General features: G+C 31.2%; 19 protein-coding genes. 5 read left to right on the top strand and 14 right to left on the bottom strand.

From position 1 onward, the window contains the following. Window positions 1–48: 48 nt before the first annotated feature. Both EM932_RS21040 and EM932_RS02400 read left to right on the top strand, forming a co-directional pair. Complete coding sequence (locus EM932_RS21040; protein ID WP_145988291.1) at window positions 49–240, top strand: hypothetical protein; 192 nt, start codon at window positions 49–51, stop codon at window positions 238–240. A 33-nt stretch (window positions 241–273) separates the two neighbouring features. Further along, window positions 274–1,596, top strand: a complete 1,323-nt coding sequence (locus EM932_RS02400; protein ID WP_135875115.1) for a M48 family metalloprotease — start codon at window positions 274–276, stop codon at window positions 1,594–1,596. Here the strand turns inward: EM932_RS02400 and EM932_RS02395 are convergent. From EM932_RS02395 to recR, 12 genes are all read right to left on the bottom strand, one after another. Continuing rightward, on the bottom strand, window positions 1,593–3,065 hold the full coding sequence (locus tag EM932_RS02395) for a DUF6770 family protein (RefSeq protein ID WP_135875113.1): 1,473 nt from the start codon (window positions 3,063–3,065) through the stop codon (window positions 1,593–1,595). The genes EM932_RS02400 and EM932_RS02395 overlap by 4 nt on opposite strands. 24 nt (window positions 3,066–3,089) lie before the next feature. Beyond that, window positions 3,090–4,043: a signal recognition particle-docking protein FtsY gene (gene ftsY, locus EM932_RS02390; RefSeq protein ID WP_135875111.1), complete on the bottom strand. Its 954-nt coding sequence runs from the start codon at window positions 4,041–4,043 to the stop codon at window positions 3,090–3,092. A 389-nt stretch (window positions 4,044–4,432) separates the two neighbouring features. Then, on the bottom strand, window positions 4,433–4,585 hold the full coding sequence (locus EM932_RS02385) for a DUF4295 domain-containing protein (protein WP_135875109.1): 153 nt from the start codon (window positions 4,583–4,585) through the stop codon (window positions 4,433–4,435). A 6-nt stretch (window positions 4,586–4,591) separates the two neighbouring features. After that, window positions 4,592–4,774 carry a 50S ribosomal protein L33 gene (gene rpmG, locus EM932_RS02380; protein ID WP_007648529.1) on the bottom strand — a complete coding sequence of 61 codons (183 nt, stop codon included), beginning with the start codon at window positions 4,772–4,774 and terminating at the stop codon, window positions 4,592–4,594. Between the two features lie 24 nt (window positions 4,775–4,798). Beyond that, window positions 4,799–5,035 carry a 50S ribosomal protein L28 gene (gene rpmB / locus EM932_RS02375; RefSeq protein WP_135875107.1) on the bottom strand — a complete coding sequence of 79 codons (237 nt, stop codon included), beginning with the start codon at window positions 5,033–5,035 and terminating at the stop codon, window positions 4,799–4,801. Between the two features lie 82 nt (window positions 5,036–5,117). Beyond that, entirely contained in the window at window positions 5,118–6,368 is a 1,251-nt protein-coding gene (locus tag EM932_RS02370; RefSeq protein ID WP_135875105.1) for a competence/damage-inducible protein A, read from the bottom strand. Then, window positions 6,368–6,709, bottom strand: a complete 342-nt coding sequence (locus tag EM932_RS02365) for an Hpt domain-containing protein (RefSeq protein WP_135875103.1) — start codon at window positions 6,707–6,709, stop codon at window positions 6,368–6,370. Before EM932_RS02365 ends, EM932_RS02370 begins: the two co-directional genes overlap by 1 nt. Continuing rightward, on the bottom strand, window positions 6,710–7,321 hold the full coding sequence (locus EM932_RS02360; protein WP_135875101.1) for a fumarylacetoacetate hydrolase family protein: 612 nt from the start codon (window positions 7,319–7,321) through the stop codon (window positions 6,710–6,712). Between the two features lie 100 nt (window positions 7,322–7,421). Continuing rightward, entirely contained in the window at window positions 7,422–8,195 is a 774-nt protein-coding gene (locus tag EM932_RS02355; RefSeq protein WP_135875099.1) for a 3'-5' exonuclease, read from the bottom strand. A gap of 106 nt (window positions 8,196–8,301) precedes the next feature. After that, window positions 8,302–9,627, bottom strand: a complete 1,326-nt coding sequence (locus EM932_RS02350) for a dihydrolipoamide acetyltransferase family protein (RefSeq protein WP_135875098.1) — start codon at window positions 9,625–9,627, stop codon at window positions 8,302–8,304. A gap of 85 nt (window positions 9,628–9,712) precedes the next feature. Further along, complete coding sequence (locus EM932_RS02345; protein WP_135875096.1) at window positions 9,713–10,810, bottom strand: glycosyltransferase family 2 protein; 1,098 nt, start codon at window positions 10,808–10,810, stop codon at window positions 9,713–9,715. Window positions 10,811–10,817: 7 nt separating this feature from the next. Further along, window positions 10,818–11,435 carry a recombination mediator RecR gene (gene recR, locus EM932_RS02340; protein WP_135875094.1) on the bottom strand — a complete coding sequence of 206 codons (618 nt, stop codon included), beginning with the start codon at window positions 11,433–11,435 and terminating at the stop codon, window positions 10,818–10,820. Between the two features lie 122 nt (window positions 11,436–11,557). On the opposite strand from recR, the gene EM932_RS02335 reads away from it, so the two are divergent. After that, window positions 11,558–13,015, top strand: coding sequence for a sodium:solute symporter (locus EM932_RS02335; RefSeq protein WP_135875092.1), 1,458 nt, complete (start codon window positions 11,558–11,560; stop codon window positions 13,013–13,015). On the opposite strand, the gene EM932_RS02330 is transcribed toward EM932_RS02335, so the two are convergent. Continuing rightward, the gene (locus tag EM932_RS02330) at window positions 12,992–13,354 is read right to left on the bottom strand and encodes a CoA-binding protein (RefSeq protein ID WP_135875090.1); all 363 of its coding nucleotides are present in this window, start codon (window positions 13,352–13,354) and stop codon (window positions 12,992–12,994) included. The two genes, EM932_RS02335 and EM932_RS02330, sit on opposite strands and share 24 nt — an antisense overlap. 98 nt (window positions 13,355–13,452) lie before the next feature. Here EM932_RS02330 and EM932_RS02325 point away from each other — a divergent pair, with 98 nt between their 5' ends. Beyond that, on the top strand, window positions 13,453–15,936 hold the full coding sequence (locus EM932_RS02325; protein WP_135875088.1) for an outer membrane beta-barrel family protein: 2,484 nt from the start codon (window positions 13,453–13,455) through the stop codon (window positions 15,934–15,936). An 828-nt stretch (window positions 15,937–16,764) separates the two neighbouring features. On the opposite strand, the gene EM932_RS02320 is transcribed toward EM932_RS02325, so the two are convergent. Then, entirely contained in the window at window positions 16,765–20,133 is a 3,369-nt protein-coding gene (locus EM932_RS02320) for a VCBS repeat-containing protein (protein ID WP_135875086.1), read from the bottom strand. A gap of 280 nt (window positions 20,134–20,413) precedes the next feature. Here EM932_RS02320 and EM932_RS02315 point away from each other — a divergent pair, with 280 nt between their 5' ends. Beyond that, the gene (locus EM932_RS02315; protein WP_135875084.1) at window positions 20,414–23,449 is read left to right on the top strand and encodes a SusC/RagA family TonB-linked outer membrane protein; all 3,036 of its coding nucleotides are present in this window, start codon (window positions 20,414–20,416) and stop codon (window positions 23,447–23,449) included. The last annotated feature ends 2 nt before the right edge of the window (window positions 23,450–23,451 follow it).

Raw genomic sequence — 23,451 nt, 5'->3', positions numbered from 1 at the left:
ACTTCAGAAACTTTACCAAACTAATTATAAGCATCAGTAAAATTCAAATTGTATTCTAAATCTAACTCAGGAATTCCTGAGCCTTTTAATGTCCACCAATTATTTAGATACTCTGGTAGTGTAACGGCATTAAAAACTGCTTTTGGAGAGGCTTTTATTAGAATATTATGGAAACATAGCTCACAGTTTTTAAATTTAATGTTTTATACTTATAATTACTACACGCTAGTAATAACTTAAGATTTGCTATTTTTGATATTACAATCCAAGTCCATGAAATATATTTCCGTTTTAGCCTGTTATTTTATATTATTTTGTTCTCATAGCCAAAACCACCAACTAATAGATACTACAGATTATAAAAAACGTGAAGCATTAATTAAACAATTTAAAGCCAAACATGAACTCTTTAACAAACAATTAAAAACATCCTATAAAGGAAAAATACGTAAAGAAGTTTTAAATTTTTATAAAGAATCTAACTCCCAGTTTTTAGAAATTATTGAAAACAAAAAGTTGCTGTTTGAAAAAGGTTTTCAAAATTATATTGATAGTTTATGCTTAAAGCTAAAACAAAAAAATCCTAAATTAAAAAATGAGAATATTAGCTTATATTTAGCAAAAAATCCTTCTCCAAATGCTTTTAATATTGGAGATGGTACCATAATATTAAACATTGGCTTATTTTCCTTTTTCCAAAATGAATACCAATTGTTATCGGTCATTTCACATGAAGTAGCTCATCAAGTTTTAGAACATTCTAAGAAAAGTATAGAAAAAAGAGCACACATAAATACATCCGTTTTATCAAGTAGTTCCAATACTTCTAGGTCAATAAAAACTGGGAAATATAAAAGAGGAACGCGTTCTTTTAATCTACTTAAAGATTTATTATATGCTGATGGTGAAGATAGAAGACAACATGAAATTGAGGCTGATTCTCTTGGGTATATCCTATACAGAAATATGAATTTACCAAAAACCGAATTTACAAACGCCTTGCTTTTATTAAAAAAATATGATTCTGTACCTGCTATTATGGTAGATTCAACGATTTATACTAAGCTATTTGATATTCCAAAACAGCCTTTTGAAAGTCATTGGTTAAAAAATGAAGATTTCAAAGATTATAATTACGAATTCTATAAATCTAAAATGGACTTAGATTCATTAAAAGATCATCCAGAAATTGAAGAGCGTATTACAAAACTTAAAGCATCATTTTTAGAATTAAACAGTGATACAAAATCGACTCAATTACCACTTAACAATTCTTTTAATAATCTTAACCAAATTGCTAAACAGTCATCCCCAGAAAATCTTTATTACCTTAACGAATATGGCTTAAGTATTTATTTAATTTTAAATAGATTAGAGACAAATTTTAATGGTGCTAACCATGCTTACTACAAAAAATGGCTAGGTATTAATTTTGAAGCAATTCATGAAGCTAAGAAAAGATACCAACTTAATAGATATGTTGATAGATTAGCTCCTAATGAACAAAGTTTAAGCTACCAGAGGTTTCTAAACTTTATTTGGAATTTAAATTTAAATGAAATAAAAACTATTGCCGATTATTATAATAAGTCTTAGTTTAAATTAAGACGTTCTAACCTAATTTTATCAAAATCGGAATTCTTATTAAATTCTCGTAATAAAATATAGCCTTCTCGAGCTATATAGGGGTTAATGTAAAAGTCATCAGATGACATTGGAATTTTTTCATGATTTATTTCACCGTTTACAATAGATACAATTCCTAAAACCCAATTTTTCTCTTTTGTCTCTGAATCTTTTTGATAATCTTGGTAAAAGAAAACGGCATCCTTTTCATCATTTAAATATTGAGCAAATAAAAAATCAGACGATGAAAATTTACTCAAATCTTTTTTTATAGTTTCTACAGACTTGAGATTAAAATCATTATCAAACTCCAAGAGTACAAAATCTGTTGTTTTAACAATACCACCTACCAAGAGGTTACTACCTACTTTAAATTTTTCTGATAACACAACAATACGTTCATCCTTAAAAATGAAGTACGATTGTACAAATAACTTATAGCCAGACTCAAGCTTTCCGCGTTTGTTCATCTCTATAAACTCGTTGGCTTCTTCCCATAAAAAATGCTTTTTAAATAATTCATTCCCCTTGCTATCTAAAACAATTTTAAAAAATCCAACTACAGTGTTATAGTCATAGCCCGATACTTTATATGGGCTTATTTTTCCTGTTAAAATAGTTCGGTCATTAATTTTCTTCACTGTATAGTTATAATTGTACTTGGAGTTAACATCTTCCAATAAGTAGCTAAAATTTAATCTGCCTGTATTTAAATTTATCTGTAAAAATTTAGCATTGGTATCTTTGTGATACTTGGTATTATAAGAAAAATATAGTGCATCATCATCAAATGAAATAAGCCTGTACGCAGATTCTCGTTTATTATCTCCAAAATCATATTCCCAAACCTTTTCATGATTCAGATTATAAAAATAAATGTTAGTAGGATTCTCTTTTGTCATTTTTTTCTTTGCTTTAATGACTAAAAACCCATTATTCATACCAATTGGAACATTTAAAAATTTTATAGCGCGTTGTTCTTTTTTTAAATTATCAACTTCTCTCGACCCTTTAAATAAATTTTGATCTTTAAAATAAAATGGTTCATGAATATCATTACTATTCATTTCTAACATTCTAGAAGATGTAAATGCTATGGAGCCATTCATATTTCCATAATGTTTAGTCAAAATCAAATTATCCCCCACTTTATCTGGACTATAATACCTTGAATAAATACCTTTATAAGTAGTATCAATGAATTCACCGTTAGCAACCTTATTCAAATTCTTGTCGAGAATTACATATTCGTATTTCTCTTCATTCTGACTTAACTTATCAAGTTTAAAAAGAGTAAAATACCCATAAATATTTTTGTTTTCTTCATAAATTGGCGTGAAGATTTCCATAGTGCCTGAAGCTAGATTTGCTAAATTAGATATTTGGGCATTAACGGAAAGGGCTATAAATAAAAGGCTAACAAAACATAGCTTTTTCATATTTATAAATAAATTAAACTAAGATTATTTAAAAAACGAATCTACAAACTCAAATTTATTGAAAACTTGTAAATCCTCAATACCTTCTCCTACTCCTATGTATTTTACAGGAATTTTAAATTGATCTGATATACCAATTACCACACCCCCTTTTGCGGTTCCGTCTAGCTTTGTAACTGCCAATGATGTTACTTCTGTTGCTGCTGTAAATTGTTTTGCCTGCTCAAATGCGTTCTGCCCTGTAGAACCATCTAAAACTAATAATACATCGTTAGGCGTATTGTCTACCACTTTTTGCATAACACGTTTTACTTTTGTAAGCTCATTCATTAAATTTACTTTATTATGTAAACGTCCAGCGGTATCAATAATAACCACATCGGCATCTTGTGTTACAGCACTCTCTAAGGTATCGAATGCAACGGATGCAGGGTCACTACCCATAGATTGTTTAACAATAGGTATATCTACTCTATCTGCCCAAACTTGTAATTGATCTATGGCAGCAGCTCTAAACGTATCTGCAGCACCTAATACGACCTTTAAACCTTGTTTTTTGAATTGATAGGCTAACTTACCAATGGTAGTTGTTTTACCTACTCCATTAACCCCAACAACCATTATTACGTATGGTTTTTTGTCCCTCGGAACAACAAATTCTGTTTCTTCGCCTAAATTTGTTTCACTTAATAAACCTGCAATTTCTTCACGAAGAATAGCATTAAGCTCGTCTGTCCCTAGGTATTTATCTTTAGAAACGCGCTCTTCTATGCGTTCAATAATTTTAAGTGTTGTATTTACACCAACATCACTAGACACTAATATTTCTTCAAGATCATCTAAAACGGCATCATCTACCTTAGATTTTCCAGCTACGGCCTTACTTAACTTTCCAAAAAAAGTGGATTTAGATTTTTCTAAACCTTTATCTAAGGTTTCTTTTTTTTCTGAAGAGAATATTTTTTTAAAAAAACTCATATTTTAAGTTTATTTGATTGTTGTTTATTTTAATTATTGCAAGAGCCTCATCTCCGTATGGCCGATGCCATTGAATCAATAAAATTTATTCCGTTTTACCACATGGAGCATTATCAAAATATAAAATGTATTTTATATTGAAGATACCTAGCGAAGCTTAACGAAATGCTATTAAAAACCAAGGTTTAATAATGTTTTCGACTGCGCTCAAACAGACATTTAACTCTTAACATAATGACATTGTCCAAGTAGTTACACTAAAATTATTAATGGCAATTTTCGCACCATAAATTTTTACTGCTATTATGGCAGAAAAACCTTCCAAATATAAACATAAAAAGCTGCTTCCTAAAAAGAAAGCAGCTTACTATATTGTGAAACGTACTGTTTTAGTTTTTCTTAAAAAAGTCGTTAACTTGATCTGGATTCATAATGGATTCAACAAACATGTAAGCTCCAGTTTTTGGTGACTTCACCATCTTGATAGCTTTTGTTAATCTTTTAGATCCAGTTTGTAATGATGCTACTGATTTCTTTGCCATGACTTATTATTTTATCTCTTTGTGAACTGTCATACGTTTAAGAATAGGATTAAATTTTTTAATCTCCATTCTATCTGGCGTATTCTTTTTATTCTTAGTAGTAATGTATCTTGAAGTTCCTGGTTGACCAGACTCTTTATGCTCTGTACACTCTAAAATCACTTGTATTCTGTTACCTTTCTTTGCCATTTCTTTACTTATTAAATACAGCTATTATTTTAAAAACCCTTTAGATTTTGCTTCTTTAATTGCTGCAGATATACCTATTTTATTAATAGTTTTTAAAGCAGATGCAGAAACTTTTAAAGTTATCCAGCTGTCTTCTTCTGGAATGTAAAAACGTTTCTTTAACAAATTCGCATTAAATTTACGTTTTGTTCTGTTTAATGCATGAGAAACATTGTTTCCAACCATTGCCTTCTTTCCTGTAAGTTCACAAACTCTTGACATGATATATAACTTTAATTTTTTTGTTGCTTAAAATCGAGGTGCAAATATACAAATTCTTTAATTTACAGCAACCTAAATCTGATCAATTTTTAAAAATTTCTTTTAGCATCATTTCCAATGCTTTATTTACCGCCTTATTTATAACTTTTACGCGGTGATTCCCAAAGTTAAACCCTTCTGAATACACACCATTTTTTGTAGCAATTCCAATAAAAACGGTTCCTACTTCTGCATCGGAATCTCCTTTAGTAGGCCCTGCATTTCCTGTTGTTGCTAGGGCAAAATCTGATTGAAATAATCGCAAAGCATTTTGTGCCATAGACTCTACTACCTGAGAACTAACCACGGAATGTGTTTCAATGTCATTTTTTGAAACACCTAAAACATTAATCTTAGATTCTGTAGAATATGTTACAATACCGCCATTAAAATAAGCTGAAGCTCCAGAATTTACAGTGAAACGCTCTGCAACTGTTCCACCCGTGCAGCTTTCTGCAATTGCTAATGTTTTTCCTATCTTAGTTAGGTGTTTTGCAATGATTATTTCAACTGAGCCTTCTTCATCTTCAAAACCAAAAAATTCATTTTTAATTAATGGTAGTACTTTATCAATCTCATTTTGGACCTCCTCTTTAACTTGTTGTTCATCAAATCCTTTTGCAGACAAACGTAATCTCATTTTACCTAAACTTGGCAGATACGCTAATTTAATATGTTCTGGCAAGGCATCTTCCCATGATTCAATTCTATCTGCTAAGGCACTTTCACCCAAACCATATACTAATAATGTTTTATGTAAAATAAAAGGGCAGTTATACTTATCTTTTAATTTAGGAATGACATGATGATCCATTAAAGCATTCATCTCATAAGGGACACCTGGAAGTGAGACAAAAACTTTATCTCCTTTTTCTAGCCACATTCCAGGCGCTGTACCTAGTTTATTCATTAGTACTTGTGCTTTTGATGGCACCAAGGCTTGATCCTTATTTACTTGCAAAAGCGTTCCGCCTACATAATGTTTCCAGAGGTGTTCTATATTTTTTAAAACAGCTGTATCTTTAACTAAAGTATCATTAAAATATTCTGCAATTGTTTTTTTGGTAATATCATCTTTTGTTGGTCCTAAACCTCCAGTAAGAATAACAATATCCGCATTGCTTTCTGCTTCTTTTAAAGCTTTTATAATATGTGATTTATCATCTTGGATAGATGTTATTTGATAAACAGATACGCCAATTTTATTAAGCTGTTTTGCTATAAACCCTGAATTGGTATCTATAACCTGACCAATGAGAAGCTCATCACCAATAGTAATTATTTCAGCAAACATTATAGGTTAAAGTCTGATCTTATTTCTGCAATAGCAAGATCTACCGCATCTATTACAACTTTTAACTGTGACGTGATATCTAAATCTTGTTTTTCGAATTTACCCCAATCCTGTACTTCAATTAGTGTATCAAGTATCCCTAACTCGAATAAATCGACTGTAGGTTTCATTTTATGAGCTGCTTGATAGGCATTAAAATAATCTCCCTCTGCTACTGCTTTTTTTAGTCGTTCTGCATCTTCTGGCACTTCTTCCAAAAAAGTTTCAGCTAAGGTTTTTATAAAATCCTCATCATTATCGGCCAACTCGCGTACTCTTATTAATTTATAATGTTGCTCCATTTATTTTACTGTTATTGAAAACATTTCTTTATCTTCCATAAAACCTTTTAATTTATCATTAGCAATTACTTTGCCAACACCTGCCGGTGTGCCTGTAAAGATAATATCTCCGATCTTTAAAGTAAAATATTTTGACACATATTCTATCAATTCGTTAATTTTCCATAACATCAGACTTGTATTACCTTTTTGAACGATCTCGTTATTTTTTTGTAATGAGAAATTAATGTCATCAACATCCTTAAACTCACTTACCTCCATCCAATTACCAACTACTGCGGCTCCATCAAAAGCTTTAGCTTTTTCCCATGGTAGGCCTTTAGCTTTTAATTTACTTTGCAAATCTCGCGCTGTAAAATCGATTCCTAAACCAATTTCCTTATAATATTTATGTGCAAATTTTCTATCAATATACTTTCCTACCCTATTAATTTTTACCAAAACTTCAACTTCATGATGTACATCATTCGAAAAATCTGGAATGAAAAAAGACTGTTTTTTTAATAGAATCGCTGTATCAGGCTTCAAAAAAACTACAGGATCTATAGGTTTTTCATTTTCTAATTCTTTAATGTGTTCGGTGTAATTTCTACCGATGCAAATAAGCTTCATTTTCTTTTAGATAAAAGAATAAAGACCATTTCATTTTCAGAAACAAGACTTTCAAAAAGAGCCTTTTGTCCTTATTCTTGGTTCTTTCTTCTTTTCTTCTCTATAACTTATTATTAAAGCTTCTTAATTTAATACTTGTTAGTACTTTTTTTGTGTATAAAGGAAAATCAGCATTTAGTAACCACCCAAAGTATCCTGGTTCTTTTTCCAATACTTCTGTAACTAACTTACCTTTGTGCTTTCCAAAAGAAAAACATTCTACACCTTCTTTATTGTAAGCTATAAAGCCTGCAAAATCTGCAAACTTTTTTCTTGAACTAAACTCAGCTAAAAACTTCGTATTATTTTCTACCTCTTCATATTTAGCAATTTGTGCTTTTAAGACTTCGTAAGTGGCTTTAGTGTCTGCTTCTGCACTGTGCGCACCATCCAGATTTTCGCCACAGTAAAATTTATACGCTGCACTTAAAGTACGTTGTTCCATTTTATGAAAAATAGTTTGTACATCTATAGCTAAACAGTTTTTCATATCAAAATCAATATCTGCTCGCAACATCTCTTCTGCCAATAAAGGAATATCAAACCTATTAGAATTAAATCCTCCTAAATCTGAATCTTTAATCATGTTATGAATTTCTTTGGCAAGTTCTTTAAATGTTGGTTCGTTAGCAACTTTCTCATTGGTAATACCATGAATCTCTATAACCTCTTTGGGTATGGTCATCTCTGGATTTACCAACCATGTCTTGCTTTCTTCTGTTCCATTAGGGAATACTTTAAGAATAGAAATTTCAACAATCCGATCTTTTGATATGTTTACTCCTGTTGTTTCTAAATCGAAGAAACAAATGGGTTTAGTGAGGCTTAACTGCATTTAAGTAATTATTAATAGATAAGATGTAAAGATAGTGAATTGCAAAGTCTAGAAACAAAAAAACCAGCTGTTTAAAGTTGGTTTTTTTTACATTTATTTTCGAATATTATATTTCTCTATCACTATCCCAAGCTTCTAGATAGTCTTTTACTGCTTTTACAAACTGCCCACCTAACGCTCCATTAATTACACGATGATCATAAGAGTGTGATAAAAACATTCTATAACGAATTCCTATAAAATCGCCTTCTGGAGTTTCGATTACGGCAGGAACTTTTCTAATAGCTCCGAGTGCTAATATCCCTACTTGAGGTTGATTTATTATTGGAGTTCCCATAATACTACCAAATGTCCCTACATTAGTTACAGTATAGGTGCCTTCTTGTATATCGTCCGGTTTTAATTTATTTAATCGTGCTCTATTTGCCAAGTCATTAACCTGCTTAGTCATACCAACTAAATTAAGCTGATCTGCATTTTTTATAACTGGTACTATTAAATTACCGTCTGGCAGTGCCGCTGCCATGCCCAAATTAATATTTTTCTTTTTAACAATGGTATCGCCCTGAAGTGAGATATTCATCATCGGGAAATCACGAAGTGCTTTAGCAATGGCCTCCATAAAAATTGGTGTAAAGGTTAAATTCTCGCCTTCACGTTTCATAAATCCAGCCTTAACTTTCTTTCTCCAGTTCCATATTTTGGTAACATCTGCTTCAATAAAACTTTGTACGTGTGCCGATGTTTGCACAGACTCAACCATATGATGCGCAATAATTTTGCCCATTCTGGTCATTTCTATAATTTCATCCTCTCCACTAGAAACCACTGGAACCGTAGGTGCTTTTGGTTTTTCTACAGATTTAGATTGAATAGCAGGTGTTCCATTATTTTGAACAACTGGTTCTTGATTGGTACTTCCTCTATTTTCTATATAACCGAGAATATCATTTTTAGTAACACGTCCATCCTTTCCGCTACCAGAAATAGCGTCTAATTCTCCTTGGCTAATATTTTCTTGTTTTGCTATATTTTTAACAAGTGGTGAATAAAAACGCTCATCATTTGAAGTTATAGGTGCAACTATTTCTTTGGCTATAGCAATGGTTTCTTCTACTTGCTCAATAGCTTCTTCTTGAGGCTTCTCTGCATCTTCACTTGTAACAACATTATTTTCTGAATCATTATCCCCTTCTATTTCAATAACTGCAATAACCTGACCTACTTTAACAATATCATCTACATTAAAAAACTTCTCAACTAAAACACCATCTACCTCACTAGGCACTTCACTATCTACTTTATCCGTTGCTATTTCTAAAACAGGCTCATCCATTTCGATAGTATCTCCAACCTCCTTTAACCAAGATGTTATTGTTGCTTCTGCAACACTTTCACCCATTTTCGGTAATTTAACTTCAAACTTTGCCATATTAATAACGTAACTCTTGTTTTTTTTATTTCGATTGCAAAATTAATAAAAAAACATTGTTTTTTTTAAATTATTTACAATAAAACTACTTTAAAATAATAATCTCTCCTCTCGAGATTGCATCATCACTTCCTAGTGCAAAATTAGAATTTTTGGGCAATATTTTAAAAGTAATTTGCTTGTCTTTATTATCTTCTATCATTTTAACGATACTTTTATAACTGTAACTATTACCATTAAAAATAACTTCAGCTTGTTTTTCAACAACTTCTAAATCTTTTTTCAAAATGACTTTCTTAGATAAGGCTCTATTCAGTTTTTCGTTTACTACATCAGAAATAAAAACATATTGACTAACTCTTTTCTGATTATAAACTGGTATTCTTCGAAAGATATAGACTAATCCGATTCCTAGCCAAACCAGCATATCAAACAATATATTCTTTTTAAAATGTTTTTTGTAGAATATTTGCATAGCACCATAAAAACGTCGCGCATAAGACTTATCCTTTAATGTACTTTCTCCCTTAAAATGGATAATACTAGACTTTCCATAATAATAGTTATTGTAACCAGCCTTATAAACTCTATAAGACAGATCGATATCTTCTCCATACATGAAATAATCTTCATCAAACCCTCCAACAACATTATAAACATCCCGTTTTAAAAGCATAAATGCACCAACTAAAACATCAACTCCTCCAACTTCATTCTCTTGCAAATGATTTGCATAATAATCTTTAGGGTTTCCTAAAATTTTTTTAAATGCAGCCTTCACATAAGGAATATTACGTTTACTTTCGGGCAAAAACATACCTGCCCCATTAATTAATTTGCAGCCAACAATACCTACTTTTTCTTTTTCTTCTGAAAACTTTAAAAGTTTAAAAAATGTATCTTCGGCAACTACTGTATCTGGATTTAGAATACAAATATATTCACCTTTAGCCTGTGAAACTCCAATATTATTGCCTTTAGAAAAACCAAAATTCGTCTTATTTTCTATAAGATTAATATCTGGAAACAATTCCCTAATCATTTGGCAGCTATCATCCTCAGAATTATTATCCACAACAATGATTTCTGCATCAATGTTTGAGGTAGCTGTTTGAACACTTTTTAAACAGAGTTCTAAAAAGTAGCGAACATTATAATTTAATATAATAACTGAGAGCTTCAAATAACTATTATAGCTTTAAAGAACTTTCAAATGGAATTCTATTTACAATACTTCTTCCCAAAGTAATTTCATCGGCATATTCCAATTCATCTCCAACAGAGATCCCTCTGGCAATGGTAGATGTGAAAATTTGATATTCTTGAATTTGTTTATAAATATAAAAATTGGTGGTATCTCCTTCCATAGTTGAACTTAGCGCAAAAATAAGTTCATTTATTTTACCTTCTTTTACCTTACTTACTAAAGATTCAATATTTAAATCATGCGGACCAATACCATCCATAGGTGAAATTTTACCTCCTAAAACATGATACAATCCTTTAAATGAACTCGTATTTTCTATCGCCATGACATCTTTAATATCCTCGACAATACAAACAATGGTTTCATTTCTATTAGGACTGGCACATATTTCGCAAAGATCCTGATCACTAATATTATAACAGGATTTGCAAAACTTAACATCATTACGCATAGCTTGCAAAGCCTCAGATAGTATTACTGTTTGCTCTTTAGGCTGCCTAAGCATGTGTAATACTAAACGCAGAGCTGTTCGCTTACCTATACCAGGTAACTGAGACATCTCATTTACTGCACGTTCTAACAATTTAGAAGAAAACTCCATATTCTGCGAAAGTACTATTTAGACATGAAATTCACTAATTTTCATCAACTCTTTTAAATTCGCATACTTCATTTGGAATTTGATATTTAATATTTGTAATTTCAACATTTAAAATCTTTTCAATGTCTGCAACACAAATCATGCTACTCATAGCAGCTTATTTTGGAGTACTAATTCTTATATCTTATTTAACTGGTAAAGAAGATTCTAATGACGCTTTTTTTAAAGCTAAAAGGCAATCTCCTTGGTTTGTTGTAGCTTTTGGAATGATAGGTGCTTCACTTTCTGGAGTCACGTTTATTTCTGTCCCAGGCTGGGTTGAAGCTTCTCAATTTAGCTACATGCAGGTTGTTTTTGGGTATTTAGCTGGATATTTTGTTATAGCATATGTATTACTTCCTATATACTATAAGCTTAATGTTATTTCAATATATCAATACTTAGAAAACCGTTTTGGCGTTGTTAGCTACAAAACAGGTGCATTTTTCTTTTTTATATCTAGAGTTTTAGGTGCTTCCTTTAGGTTGTACTTGGTTGCTATTGTTTTGCAAAAATTCGTTTTTGATGCTTATGGGTTTCCTTTTTGGGGAACTGTAACCATTTCAATTTTATTAATTTGGTTATACACTTATAAAGGAGGGATTAAAACAATTGTGTGGACAGACACTTTACAAACCTTATTTATGCTTGTTGCTGTTATTATAGCCATTATTTTAATAAACGATAAATTAGGTTGGAGTTTTTCAGAGTTTTTAGCTTCTGATGAATTGGCAACATATAATAAAACTTTTTTCACCGAATCCTTTTTAGCAAAAAACCATCTTATAAAATCCTTTCTTGGCGGTATGTTTATCGCTATTTGTATGACTGGGTTGGATCAGGATATGATGCAGAAAAACCTAACCTGTAAGACGCTTAAGGATGCGCAAAAAAACATGGTTTCTTTTAGTTTGGTTTTAGTTGTTGTTAATTTTATTTTCTTGTTGCTAGGAGCGCTTCTATTTATTTATGCTAATAAATTTAATATTGCAACCCCTATGCTGGACGGAAAGTTAAAAACGGACTTACTATTTCCTGAAATAGCTTTAAATGGGGGCTTGAGTACATCATTAGCCGTAGTATTTTTACTAGGCCTAATCGCCGCTGCATACAGTAGTGCCGATAGTGCTTTAACATCACTAACTACTTCTTTTTGCGTAGACTTTTTAGGCATCGAAAAAATTGATGAATCTAAACAAAAAGGGTTACGAAAACGAATTCACGTTTTAATGAGTATCGTTCTAATTTTTGTTATTGTAGCTTTTAAATATATTTTGGATAGTAATGTTATTGACAACCTCTTAAAAGTTGCTGGTTATACCTACGGACCATTACTTGGATTATTTGCTTTTGGAATTTTTACCAAATTTAAAGTTATCGATAAATACGTTTGGATTGTTACATTGATATCTGTATTACTTTCCTATTTGGTTGGAAAAATACCGGCCGAACAAATTGGAGGCTATGTTATTGGCTACGAGCTTCTAATACTTAATGGATTGATAACTTTTCTGGGGCTAATATTGATTCGTAGAAAGTAAAACTAAAGTACAAGCTGCTTCAAAAGGGATATTATTTTCTTTTAAAATCTTATAAAATTCTGGGTTTTCTGTTCCTGGGTTGAAAATAACACGCTCAGGTTTTAATGATACTATATAATCGTAATAAGCTGACTGTCTTTTAGGGTTTAAATATAATGTTACCGTATGTAAATCTTTATAGGGTAGTAACGTGTCATCAATTTGTACGCCCGAAACGTCTCCCTTTTTTAAACCAAAGGCTACCACCTTAAATTTGTTTGCTATTAACCTTTGTATAGCGTAATTAGAATATCTATTTGGTTTTAAAGATGCACCTAGCACCAGTGTGTTTTTATTCATATGTTAAAAAAATGTTAAGGCAAAAAAATATAGTAACATAAATAATACCAAAGCGTCTACTTATTAATTACATCATCAATCAAAAAAATCAATCAACAATGTACAAACTATTTTTAGTATGCATCCTATTGTTTTCAATATCTACAAATGCATACACAACAAATCCCGAAAAAATTGCCGATAAAACGGGTACTATATTGGGAAAAGTATTAGACGCAAAACTAAATCAACCCTTACCTTACGTAAACATTATTATTAAAAACACCAAAGGAGTAATCTTAACCGGAGGCATCTCTTTAGATGACGGTTCTTTTAAGATTGAAAAAGTTTTAGAAGGCGATATCATTGTAAGTATTCAATACATAGGATACAAAACATTTAACAAAAACATCACTATTGGTAAAGGTAACTACAGAGTTAATTTAGGTACCATTTTATTAGAAGAGGAAGCTGAAGGCTTAGACGCCATTACCGTAATAGCAGAAACCTCTTCTATACAGCAAAAGGTGGACAGGAAAGTAATAACTATTGGGAAGGATTTGGCTGCCACTGGAACTGCTTCAGAATTAATGGTAGGTATCCCATCTGTAAGTGTCGATGCTCAAACTGGAGATATTAGCCTTAGAGGAAACCAAAATGTAAGAGTTATGGTAGATGGTAAATTATCTAACATCCCAACAGCTCAGTTACTAAAACAAATCCCTTCTACTGCCATAAAGTCTGTGGAACTGATTACAAACCCCTCTGCAAAATATAACCCTGAAGGCATGAGCGGTATTATTAATATCGTTTTACATAAAAATACTATGGTTGGCTTTAATGGTGACATAAGCACGACGTTATCTCACGAAAAAGAAGCAAAATTTAATAGCGCAATCAATTTAAATTATCGTACTGGTAAGTTTAATGTATATACTAATTATAGTAATAATATTGCTAAAAAAGTTAATAACGGTCATGTATTTAGACCAGAAAATAACTCTGAGCAATTTTTTGAGTTTTTAACAAACAGAAAATCGCACTTATTTAAAGTTGGTGTAGATATTTATATTAATGATAAAAACACTATGTCTTTATTCACCAATCAAAATATTGCTGAGAATGGTATTATAAGTAGTACCCGAGCTATTTTTAACAATAATAATGCTTTTAATCAAAGCCAGAGACTTTTTGCCGATGGAGAGAATAACTCATCCCAATATAATTTAGATTATAAACTGGATTTTAAAAAAGATGGTCATAATATTGAGTTAGAGGTTGATCACAATATCTTCGATGAAGATAATCCGGTTGATTATATGATTTTTTTAGGGAATCAAAACGACTATCAAGATTTTAACGATACAGATAGAGTAAGAACAACTGTTAATTTAGATTATGTAAACCCATTATCTGATACTTCTAAATTAGAACTTGGGCTTCAAGCCAGATTATTTAACACGGATATTGATTTTGCTTCTACTGGAGAAACATTTAATAATTCTGGTATTTTAGTACCAACACCTAGTACTGTATTCGATTACACAAGAGATATTTACTCAGCCTATGCTACTTTCAGCAAGAAATTTGATAAATGGACTTACCAAATAGGTTTACGTGCAGAAAGTGTTAACGTAGATGCATTAGCCCTACAAACCGATGTTATTTCTAATATAACAACACCTATTGAGTTTAATAATGATTATTTTGAAGTATACCCTTCGGCTTTCTTTACTTACAAGCCTTCAGAAAAGAATTCTTATCAATTAAGTTATAGTAGACGTGTTGATCGCCCCGGTATAGGCCAGGTGAACCCTATAAAAGAATGGAGCACACCTCTTGTTTCCTCTTTTGGTAATCAATCTTTAGAACCTCAGTTTACAAATTCTTTAGAATTAAATTATACAAGAAATTTAAAAGATCGAAAAGGAAGTGTTACAGCAGGCGTATTTTATCGTTCTATTTCTAATGAAATCAATAGAGCATTATTTATTGATAAAAGCGATGTTACTTCTGGTAGAGTTATTTTAACACATGACAATTTTGATGATACTTCTGCTTATGGAGTTGAAGTATCTACTAACTATCGCCCTACAAAATGGTGGAGCATAAATGGTAGTTTTGATTTTTATTCTCAAACTCAAAAAGGTATCGCAGAAAGCCTAAATGCACCTATTGAAACAGCAACAGTTAACAATATTGTGACTGATATTGATGAAGTTGATAATGTAGCCTGGAATTTGAAGATGTTCAATAATTTTAAAATCAGTAAAAAAATAAGCTTAACAGCTTTTGCTTTTTATAGAGGACAAAACCAAAATATACAATTTGATATAGACCCAATGTTTTTTATTAACCTTGGAGCTCGAGTAAGTTTTGCTCAAGGAAGAGGTTCTTTCAATTTAAATTTTAACGACATATTTAATACCATGCATTTTTCTGGAGAAGGTGTCAAACCTTATAAACAGGACATTTTCTTTAACTGGGAAAGTCATACTGTATCTACTGGTTTATCTTATCGATTTGGCGGTGGAAAATACCGTGCTAAATCCCGTAAACGTCGTGATAATAATGAAAAATCCGGAGGAGGAGGCTTCATGTAAAGGTATTTAATGTCTTGCACGATAGTTGATGGTTAGTATAATGCAAGACCATTAAATGAGCCCCCAAAATGTTTATTTTGGGGGTTATTTTTATTAACATAAAACCTATGTTTTTTCTCATTTTTTTGTGTTTTTCACTAATTCACAGAGGTAAAATGATGCATAAAAAAGTCTTCTTTTATAATTATATAAGCAAATTCTAAAAAAATATTTTTTATACAATAAATAAAATATTCTTACGTTTAACATGGTATACAGTCCAACCACTAAACGAAAGAATAATTATTTAGAGTTAGTCGTCTACATACACAAAAAATTCGTAACAAAGAGATTTGTATAATTAAAAACTCGTAATTTTTATTTCGAGTTTTTTCTTTATAAATGTTAAAAAAAGTTAAATATTATAAGGTCACGCAATATTGTAAAACTTTATTCGTCTATTATACTAAGATTCTTCACATTAGTGTTTGTTGAAGTTGATTGATAGCTAGAAAAACCCGAAACTAATTAGTTTCGGGTTTTTCATTTTATATCACGCTGGTACTAAAGGTTGGTTTGAAATACGAACCAAGACAGAAGAATTAAACAAACGCTATCAACCCGATTTTGTACCTGATGAAAAAGAAGGCTATATTTCCTTAACAATACATAATAATAAGGCAGAACAGACTAATAATAGAGAGCTAGATAAATAATGCGAGTGTTGAAGGTAAGTTCCCAAAATATGCCTATCCTAATAAAAAAAGCCTTATGAATTTGATTCGGTATTTTTGAATAGTACATTAGACAACTATCTAGATATTTTTTAGACATCAATGTTTCTTTTGATTATTTGGAAACCTTATAAATGTCATGGAAATCGTTATTATTGATAATGAAAAGTAATTTCTGTTTATCTAAATCCACAGATAGCATATTGCGAACATCTTTATCAACAAAAAGTCCAGATTCAAAATTTGAAACATAATTAAATATGCCTTGACTATTTCCTTTTAAAAATGCTCCAATACCAGCATCGGCTCTAGTGGTCTCTACCTCTGATTGATAATTATTACCAGCTAATAATAAATCTTTATGACCATCTCCATCAAAATCATCAAACAACATACTATTTATTGGAGATTTTTGAATTTCATTGGAAAAAGGTTCAAAGTTAAATATATTACCTCCTTCATTAATAAATATTCCCGATCTAAATTCATTAGCCTCATAATGTAATGCACTTTTTATTCCGGGACCAACAATGCCCTCTAAATCTCTATTGGCAAAATCTTGATAGGTTTTTATTTTTGTCTTTAAATGGGGCATTTGTTGTGCCGTACAACCTTTTCCTCTTACAGGCACTTGCTTATCATTGTAATATTTAGCTAAAAAAACATCTTCAGAACCATTATAATCAAAATCCGATGTATATATATGAAAGGGCTTTTCTTTAGAAGCATGAAACTTATAATTCAATCCTAAATTACCTGCTATAATATCTTGATCACCATCATTATCAACATCAACAATTAACAGCTTGTTCCACCATCCTTTAGTAGTGTTTAATACCTCATAATAATCTGTTTTCTCTAATTTACCGTTTGTGTTTAAAAACACTTCAATACTCATCCATTCACCCGTGACTATTAAATCTAAATCTTTGTCATTATCAATATCAAACCAATGGGCATCTGTTACCATTCCAATATTTTCTAATTTAGGAGACAGATTTTTGGTCTCATTAAAAAAAGTGCCCTCATTGTTAATCAATAAATAACTGTTTGGCGCATAAGGGTATTTAGCAGGTATTACACGGCCACCCACAAACAAATCTATATCACCATCATTATCATAATCGCATGAAATAACCACAGATCCTGCAGAATATATTTCGGGTAAGTTATTTGCTTTTAAAAATTTTCCTTTTCCATTGTTAAGATATAGCCGATCTTGCAACAATCTTGGATTTCTATCAAATTCATAACTTCCACTTACAACATATAAATCTTGATCTCCGTCATTATCAGCATCAAAAAAACAAGCACCAGTATCTTCTTGTTGTTTATCCATTGTAAAAATTTGACTGTTCATTACTTTAAATGTCCCCGCTTTTTGGCCAAACAACAATTGCCCTGGTTGACCATGCCCTCCTCCAATAAAAACATCTTCAATACCATCTTCATTAATATCTGCCTTGGCTAAAGCTGGTCCTGTTTGAGATAATTTGTGAGGCAATAATACTTGACGGCTATAATCATTAAAATAAGGATCGATATGCTTATAATTTGAAGCTATTTTATTGAACAATTTGTTTTTAACTACAGTTGATTTTTCTTCTTTATTGGAAACATTTCCATTAAGATAGTCTACACTTAATATTTGATTAGCGCTAACATTAGTTAATTCTTCTTTTTTTCCATCTTGCCAAATTATTTGTACTTTTTTGATAGTTTTGTATTCACCGATTCCAAAATGCAAATTATTTGATGTAGAAGATAAAAAACCTCTTGTATTCATTAACTGACGAACCATTTTTACTCCATTTTCTAAATAAACATTTACCTTGGCTCCTATTCCAAATTTATTTTTTTCAGGTCCAGAAAATGAAATCTCTAAAAAATTACCTTTATTTAAATTTCTAGCATTATTCTGTAAAACTGTTGCCTCATCATTAATATTATTTACCACAATATCTAAATCGCCATCGTTATCTAAATCTGCATATGTAGCACCATTTGAAAAGGTAGGTTTTGAATTAATCCATTTATCTGAAGTATCCTCAAAGGTTAAATCTCCATTATTTTTGAAAAAATAATTAGTCAATTTTTGCTGTGGTAACATTTGAGCAAATTTTAGAAAATCTTCTTTTGTAGGTTTTCTATTATTTTTTCTTAATTCATCAAGAATTTCATTATTCTTATCCCTATCAATCACATCCCTATAAACGCCATTAGTAACATAAATATCGTTAAATCCATCTAAATCAAAATCTGCTGATAATAGTGCCCAACTCCAATCTGTATCACCAATATCTGCCATCTTAGAGATTTCACCGAATGTGCCATTGCCATTATTGAGTTGTAACATATTGTGCATATATTGATAATGATATCCATTAGCAGTCATTTTTTCAAACTGACTAATAGAGGTCATTCCCATAGTGGTTTTAGACCTAATATAATCCTTAGGGTTCATATCAAGGGTCATTATATCTAATAAACCATCATTGTTAATATCGGCCACATCTCCGCCCATACTATTAAATGACATGTGCTTAACAACATTATCTCTACTCTCTGTAAACGTACCATCACCATTGTTCAAATACGCAAAATCTGGCATATTAAAATCGTTATTTACATAAATATCTAGCCAACCATCATTATTAAAATCAATAACTTCTGGGTTTAAACCAAATGCAGATTCTGGCATTATTCCTGCTTTTAACGAAACATCTGTAAAATGGCCTGTACCATCATTATTATACAACCTATCACTTCCTTTTAATTGTATTGTTTTTGGGTGAACTTGTAATTTTTTTAAATCAAAAACTGCTGTTTGGCCCCTATTTATAATATCCGCAGCATTAGAGACATAAACGTCTAAATCATTATCATTATCATAATCAAAAAATATGGCTTGAATTGTTCTATTTTTATCTGCTAATCCCAATTCTTCAGCCTTCTCAGTAAAGGTTAAATCACCATTGTTAATATATAGCAAGTTTGCAAATCTATTATTTTCATCAATCCAGCCACCTCTTGACACATAAATATCTAGCAAACGATCGTTATTAACATCTACAAAAGTAACACCAGTATCAAATCCAGGTTTATTTATAATCCCTGCCTTTTTACTAATGTCTTCAAATTTAAAATCACCTTTGTTTAAGTATAATTTATTTTCATTTGAATTTGAAGTGAAAAATAGGTCAACTAATCCATCATTATTAATATCTCCACTTGCTACACCACTTCCTATATACATATAATTATATTGAAAATAATTAGCATCAATTGTTTCTTCTAATTTGTTTATAAAATCAATGCCTGTTTTATTAGATGATAGAGAAGTAAATAATTTTTCTTTTATATTATTCTCTTCAATTTGAATGTCGGTTTTCTTCTCTTCTTTACAAGACAATATAACTACTAAAAGAAAACTAAATAGAATTAATATCTTTCTGATGCTTTGAAGGTTTTTGAAGGTTTTCATATTTTAAGTGTTTCTATTTATTTAATATTGAACCAGATATAGTTGAAATCCTATATTTTATTGTGTATTCATTTTGAGTTTGTAAAACTATCTTTTTTTAATTGAATATAACTTCGCAACCTCTACTTTCTTGTGTAATTAGGCATTTTGCGCAAAAATTCTAGTTTTATTCTAGTTTTTAAATATATGAATGCGAGTTGGATTTAATTAATTTTGGAATTGAGAATTTGACAATAAATTCGACAAAATTTTATTAATATCTAACTAAATCAAGGCAATTATGGTAAAACAATTATTTTTTAAGTTAAAGCAGAAATGTTTTTTTTCAATACTATTTTTAGCATTTACAGTATTTCAAGTTCATGCTCAACAAAATATTAGCGGTGAAGTAGTTGACGAAAATGATGTTGGGATTCCAGGAGCTAATGTAATAGTAAAAGGTACCACAACAGGTTCGGTAACAGATTTTGATGGTAACTTTAGTATTTCTGCTTCTCCAACAGATGTGTTGGTCATTTCTTATTTGGGTTATATAACTCAATCGATAACTGTAGGAAATCAAACTTCAATTAAAGTAACTCTAGTACAAGACACCGCTCAACTTGATGAAATTGTTGTTATTGGTTACGGTACAGCAAAAAAGAGTGACGTTACGGGAGCTGTTTCTCAAATAACAGCTAAATCTTATGAAGACCAACCCTTATCCAGAGTAGAAGAAGCCTTACAGGGTAGAGCAGCTGGCGTTACGGTTGCTAAATCGAGTGGAGCTCCAGGTGCAGCGATTAAAGTTCGTGTGCGTGGTTCTAACTCAATTACCGGAAATAATGCACCTTTAGTTGTTGTAGACGGCATTATTGGAGGGGATCTTAGTTCCTTAAACCCCAATGACATTGCGTCAATGGATGTATTAAAAGATGCATCTGCTACTGCTATATACGGTTCTAGAGGTTCCAACGGTGTCATTTTAGTAACCACAAAGAAAGGTTCTGGCGAATCTAAAATTAGCTTAGACTTTTTTACGGGTATTTCAACGGTTCCTAATTTGATTCCTACTTTAAACGCTGCCGATTTTGCAAAAATTGAAAACCTGAGAAGAATTCGTAGTGGGGGCAATGAGATATTTACAGATTCTGAAATTTCTGGATTTGAAAATACAGGAGGTACTAATTATCAAGACCTATTATTTCAAACCGGAATTACAAATAATCTGCAATTGTCGGCTAATGGGTCCGAAGGAAAAATTAGATATTTTCTCTCTGGTAATTATGTAAATCAGGAAGGAATTGTTATTAATACAGGGTATGAAAAATACTCCATTAGAGCAAATACAAATGCTAAAATTAATGATAAATTAAAAATTGGACTTAATTTATTTGCAAGTAGAGCCGAAACTAAAAATGACATCGATATTTTTGGTAGATTTCAGGGAAGTGAAATAATTAAAGCACTAACTTGGGATCCAACAACTCCCTTATTTGATGAAAACGGTGAGTACAATAATTATTCAAATAAAGGTTTAGCATCTCTAAACTATAATCCCATTGCCAATTTAAATAGAAGTAAGATATTATTTATAAACGATAGGTTAGATACAAATTTTAATTTGAATTATAATTTTACTGACAATTTAAGTTACACTTTAGTAGCTGGTGTAAGCATTATAAACAGTCAAACTGAAAAATACACTACTGAACCACCTCTTTCAGATGCAAACTTCAGTGCAAATAAGGTAACAACGCATCAAATAAGCAATATTTTAACATGGAACAAAATATTCAATAAACATAACATAAAATTAACTGGAGTTTATGAATTCTCTGGGACTAAAAACAGATATAATTCTTTTGGATCAAAAGATCTTACACTGTCAAATGGGTTTTATCAAGCTAATTTAGGAACACCATCAATACTTAACTTTTTTAGTGAAGGAGCCATACAATCCTACATGGGTAGAGGAGAATATATTTTTGACCAAAAATTATTTTTGACTGCTACCGTTCGTATTGATGAATCTTCGGTCTTTAGACCTGGAAAAAGAACAGGAACATTTCCTTCAGTTGCTTTGGCATATAGTTTAAATGATCTAATAGAAAATGTTAAGGCTTTTAATGAATTAAAAATAAGAGTTGGTTGGGGTCAGGTAGGAAATCAGAGTGTTAATCCTTATACAACTTTTCCAACAAATGGTGCTGGTAGTCAATATTCATTTGATGGATCAAGTCCCACGCCAGGTTCTTCACCTATTGGATATGGTAATCCTGAATTAACATGGGAAACAACAACCCAAAAAAACATAGGTGTTGATCTTGCATTTTTTAGTGGAAGAGCAAATCTAAGTGTAGATTATTTTAACAAGAACACAACTGATTTACTCTTAAAAGTTCCAGTACCAGATACAAATGGAGGAGGAACTATTTTAAAAAATATAGGTGAAGTAGAAAATAAAGGTTTAGACATCGCTTTATCTGGATCAATCATAGAAAATGATAATTTTAATTGGAATTCTACTTTAAGTATTTCTCATGTTAAAAACAAAGTTCTTGATTTAGGGGGAGAACAAAGCATTGAAGGCGGTTTTAATAGTACCGATGGACAAAGCAGAATATGGAATGTCGTAGAAATAGGAAAACCTTTAGGTCAATTTCAGGGTTATACTTTTTTAGGTACATGGAAAACATCTGAAGCAGCAGAAGCAGCAGTATTAGGTCAAATTCCTGGGAATGCAAAGTATTTAAGAGATTCTAATGGTGATTATGTAGTATCTGCTATTGGTAATGGAACGCCTACATTTTTATGGGGATTTAACAATACTGTAACTTATAAGAACTGGGATTTAAATGTGTTTTTGCAGGGCGTACATGGTTTTGATGTTTACAACACTGTTAAGGGCGCTATTGTTGGAGGTACTGGAAACCATAGAAGCTTCTTGGCAGTAGAACAATTAAATCAATGGACTCCAACTAATGAAACAGAAATTCCAGCTGGTGGACAAAATGAATATGGTTCAAGTAGATATGTTGAGGATGGAAGTTTTATTCGTTTAAGTAACTTAACCATAGGGTATAACTTTAAGGATATTTTAGGCTTAAATTCTTTGAAAGTTTATGCAGGTGGGCAAAATCTATTTTTAATAACCGATTATTCTGGATATGATCCTGAGCACACATCCAGACCATCTGATAGTACCGGAAATTCATTTGATAATAGTGGAAACCCATCAGATGATGGTGCAAATGTAGACGTAGCTGCTGGAATTGATACTGGAAGTTATCCGAATCCTAGAACTGTAACATTAGGTGTTAAAATAGACTTTTAAAC

This window comes from Flavivirga rizhaonensis (assembly GCF_004791695.1).
Classification (GTDB): domain Bacteria; phylum Bacteroidota; class Bacteroidia; order Flavobacteriales; family Flavobacteriaceae; genus Flavivirga; species Flavivirga rizhaonensis.
Note: the sequence above shows the minus strand (reverse complement) of the source record. Positions and strands in the feature narration are given on the sequence as shown.

Coding starts and splice junctions, on each gene's coding strand:
- EM932_RS02400 (WP_135875115.1), top strand. CDS start 274: ATGAAATATATTTCCGTTTTAGCCTGTTATTTTATATTATTTTGTTCT.
- EM932_RS02395 (WP_135875113.1), bottom strand. CDS start 3,065: ATGAAAAAGCTATGTTTTGTTAGCCTTTTATTTATAGCCCTTTCCGTT.
- ftsY (WP_135875111.1), bottom strand. CDS start 4,043: ATGAGTTTTTTTAAAAAAATATTCTCTTCAGAAAAAAAAGAAACCTTA.
- EM932_RS02385 (WP_135875109.1), bottom strand. CDS start 4,585: ATGGCAAAGAAATCAGTAGCATCATTACAAACTGGATCTAAAAGATTA.
- rpmG (WP_007648529.1), bottom strand. CDS start 4,774: ATGGCAAAGAAAGGTAACAGAATACAAGTGATTTTAGAGTGTACAGAG.
- rpmB (WP_135875107.1), bottom strand. CDS start 5,035: ATGTCAAGAGTTTGTGAACTTACAGGAAAGAAGGCAATGGTTGGAAAC.
- EM932_RS02370 (WP_135875105.1), bottom strand. CDS start 6,368: ATGTTTGCTGAAATAATTACTATTGGTGATGAGCTTCTCATTGGTCAG.
- EM932_RS02365 (WP_135875103.1), bottom strand. CDS start 6,709: ATGGAGCAACATTATAAATTAATAAGAGTACGCGAGTTGGCCGATAAT.
- EM932_RS02360 (WP_135875101.1), bottom strand. CDS start 7,321: ATGAAGCTTATTTGCATCGGTAGAAATTACACCGAACACATTAAAGAA.
- EM932_RS02355 (WP_135875099.1), bottom strand. CDS start 8,195: ATGCAGTTAAGCCTCACTAAACCCATTTGTTTCTTCGATTTAGAAACA.
- EM932_RS02350 (WP_135875098.1), bottom strand. CDS start 9,627: ATGGCAAAGTTTGAAGTTAAATTACCGAAAATGGGTGAAAGTGTTGCA.
- recR (WP_135875094.1), bottom strand. CDS start 11,435: ATGGAGTTTTCTTCTAAATTGTTAGAACGTGCAGTAAATGAGATGTCT.
- EM932_RS02335 (WP_135875092.1), top strand. CDS start 11,558: ATGTCTGCAACACAAATCATGCTACTCATAGCAGCTTATTTTGGAGTA.
- EM932_RS02330 (WP_135875090.1), bottom strand. CDS start 13,354: ATGAATAAAAACACACTGGTGCTAGGTGCATCTTTAAAACCAAATAGA.
- EM932_RS02325 (WP_135875088.1), top strand. CDS start 13,453: ATGTACAAACTATTTTTAGTATGCATCCTATTGTTTTCAATATCTACA.
- EM932_RS02320 (WP_135875086.1), bottom strand. CDS start 20,133: ATGAAAACCTTCAAAAACCTTCAAAGCATCAGAAAGATATTAATTCTA.
- EM932_RS02315 (WP_135875084.1), top strand. CDS start 20,414: ATGGTAAAACAATTATTTTTTAAGTTAAAGCAGAAATGTTTTTTTTCA.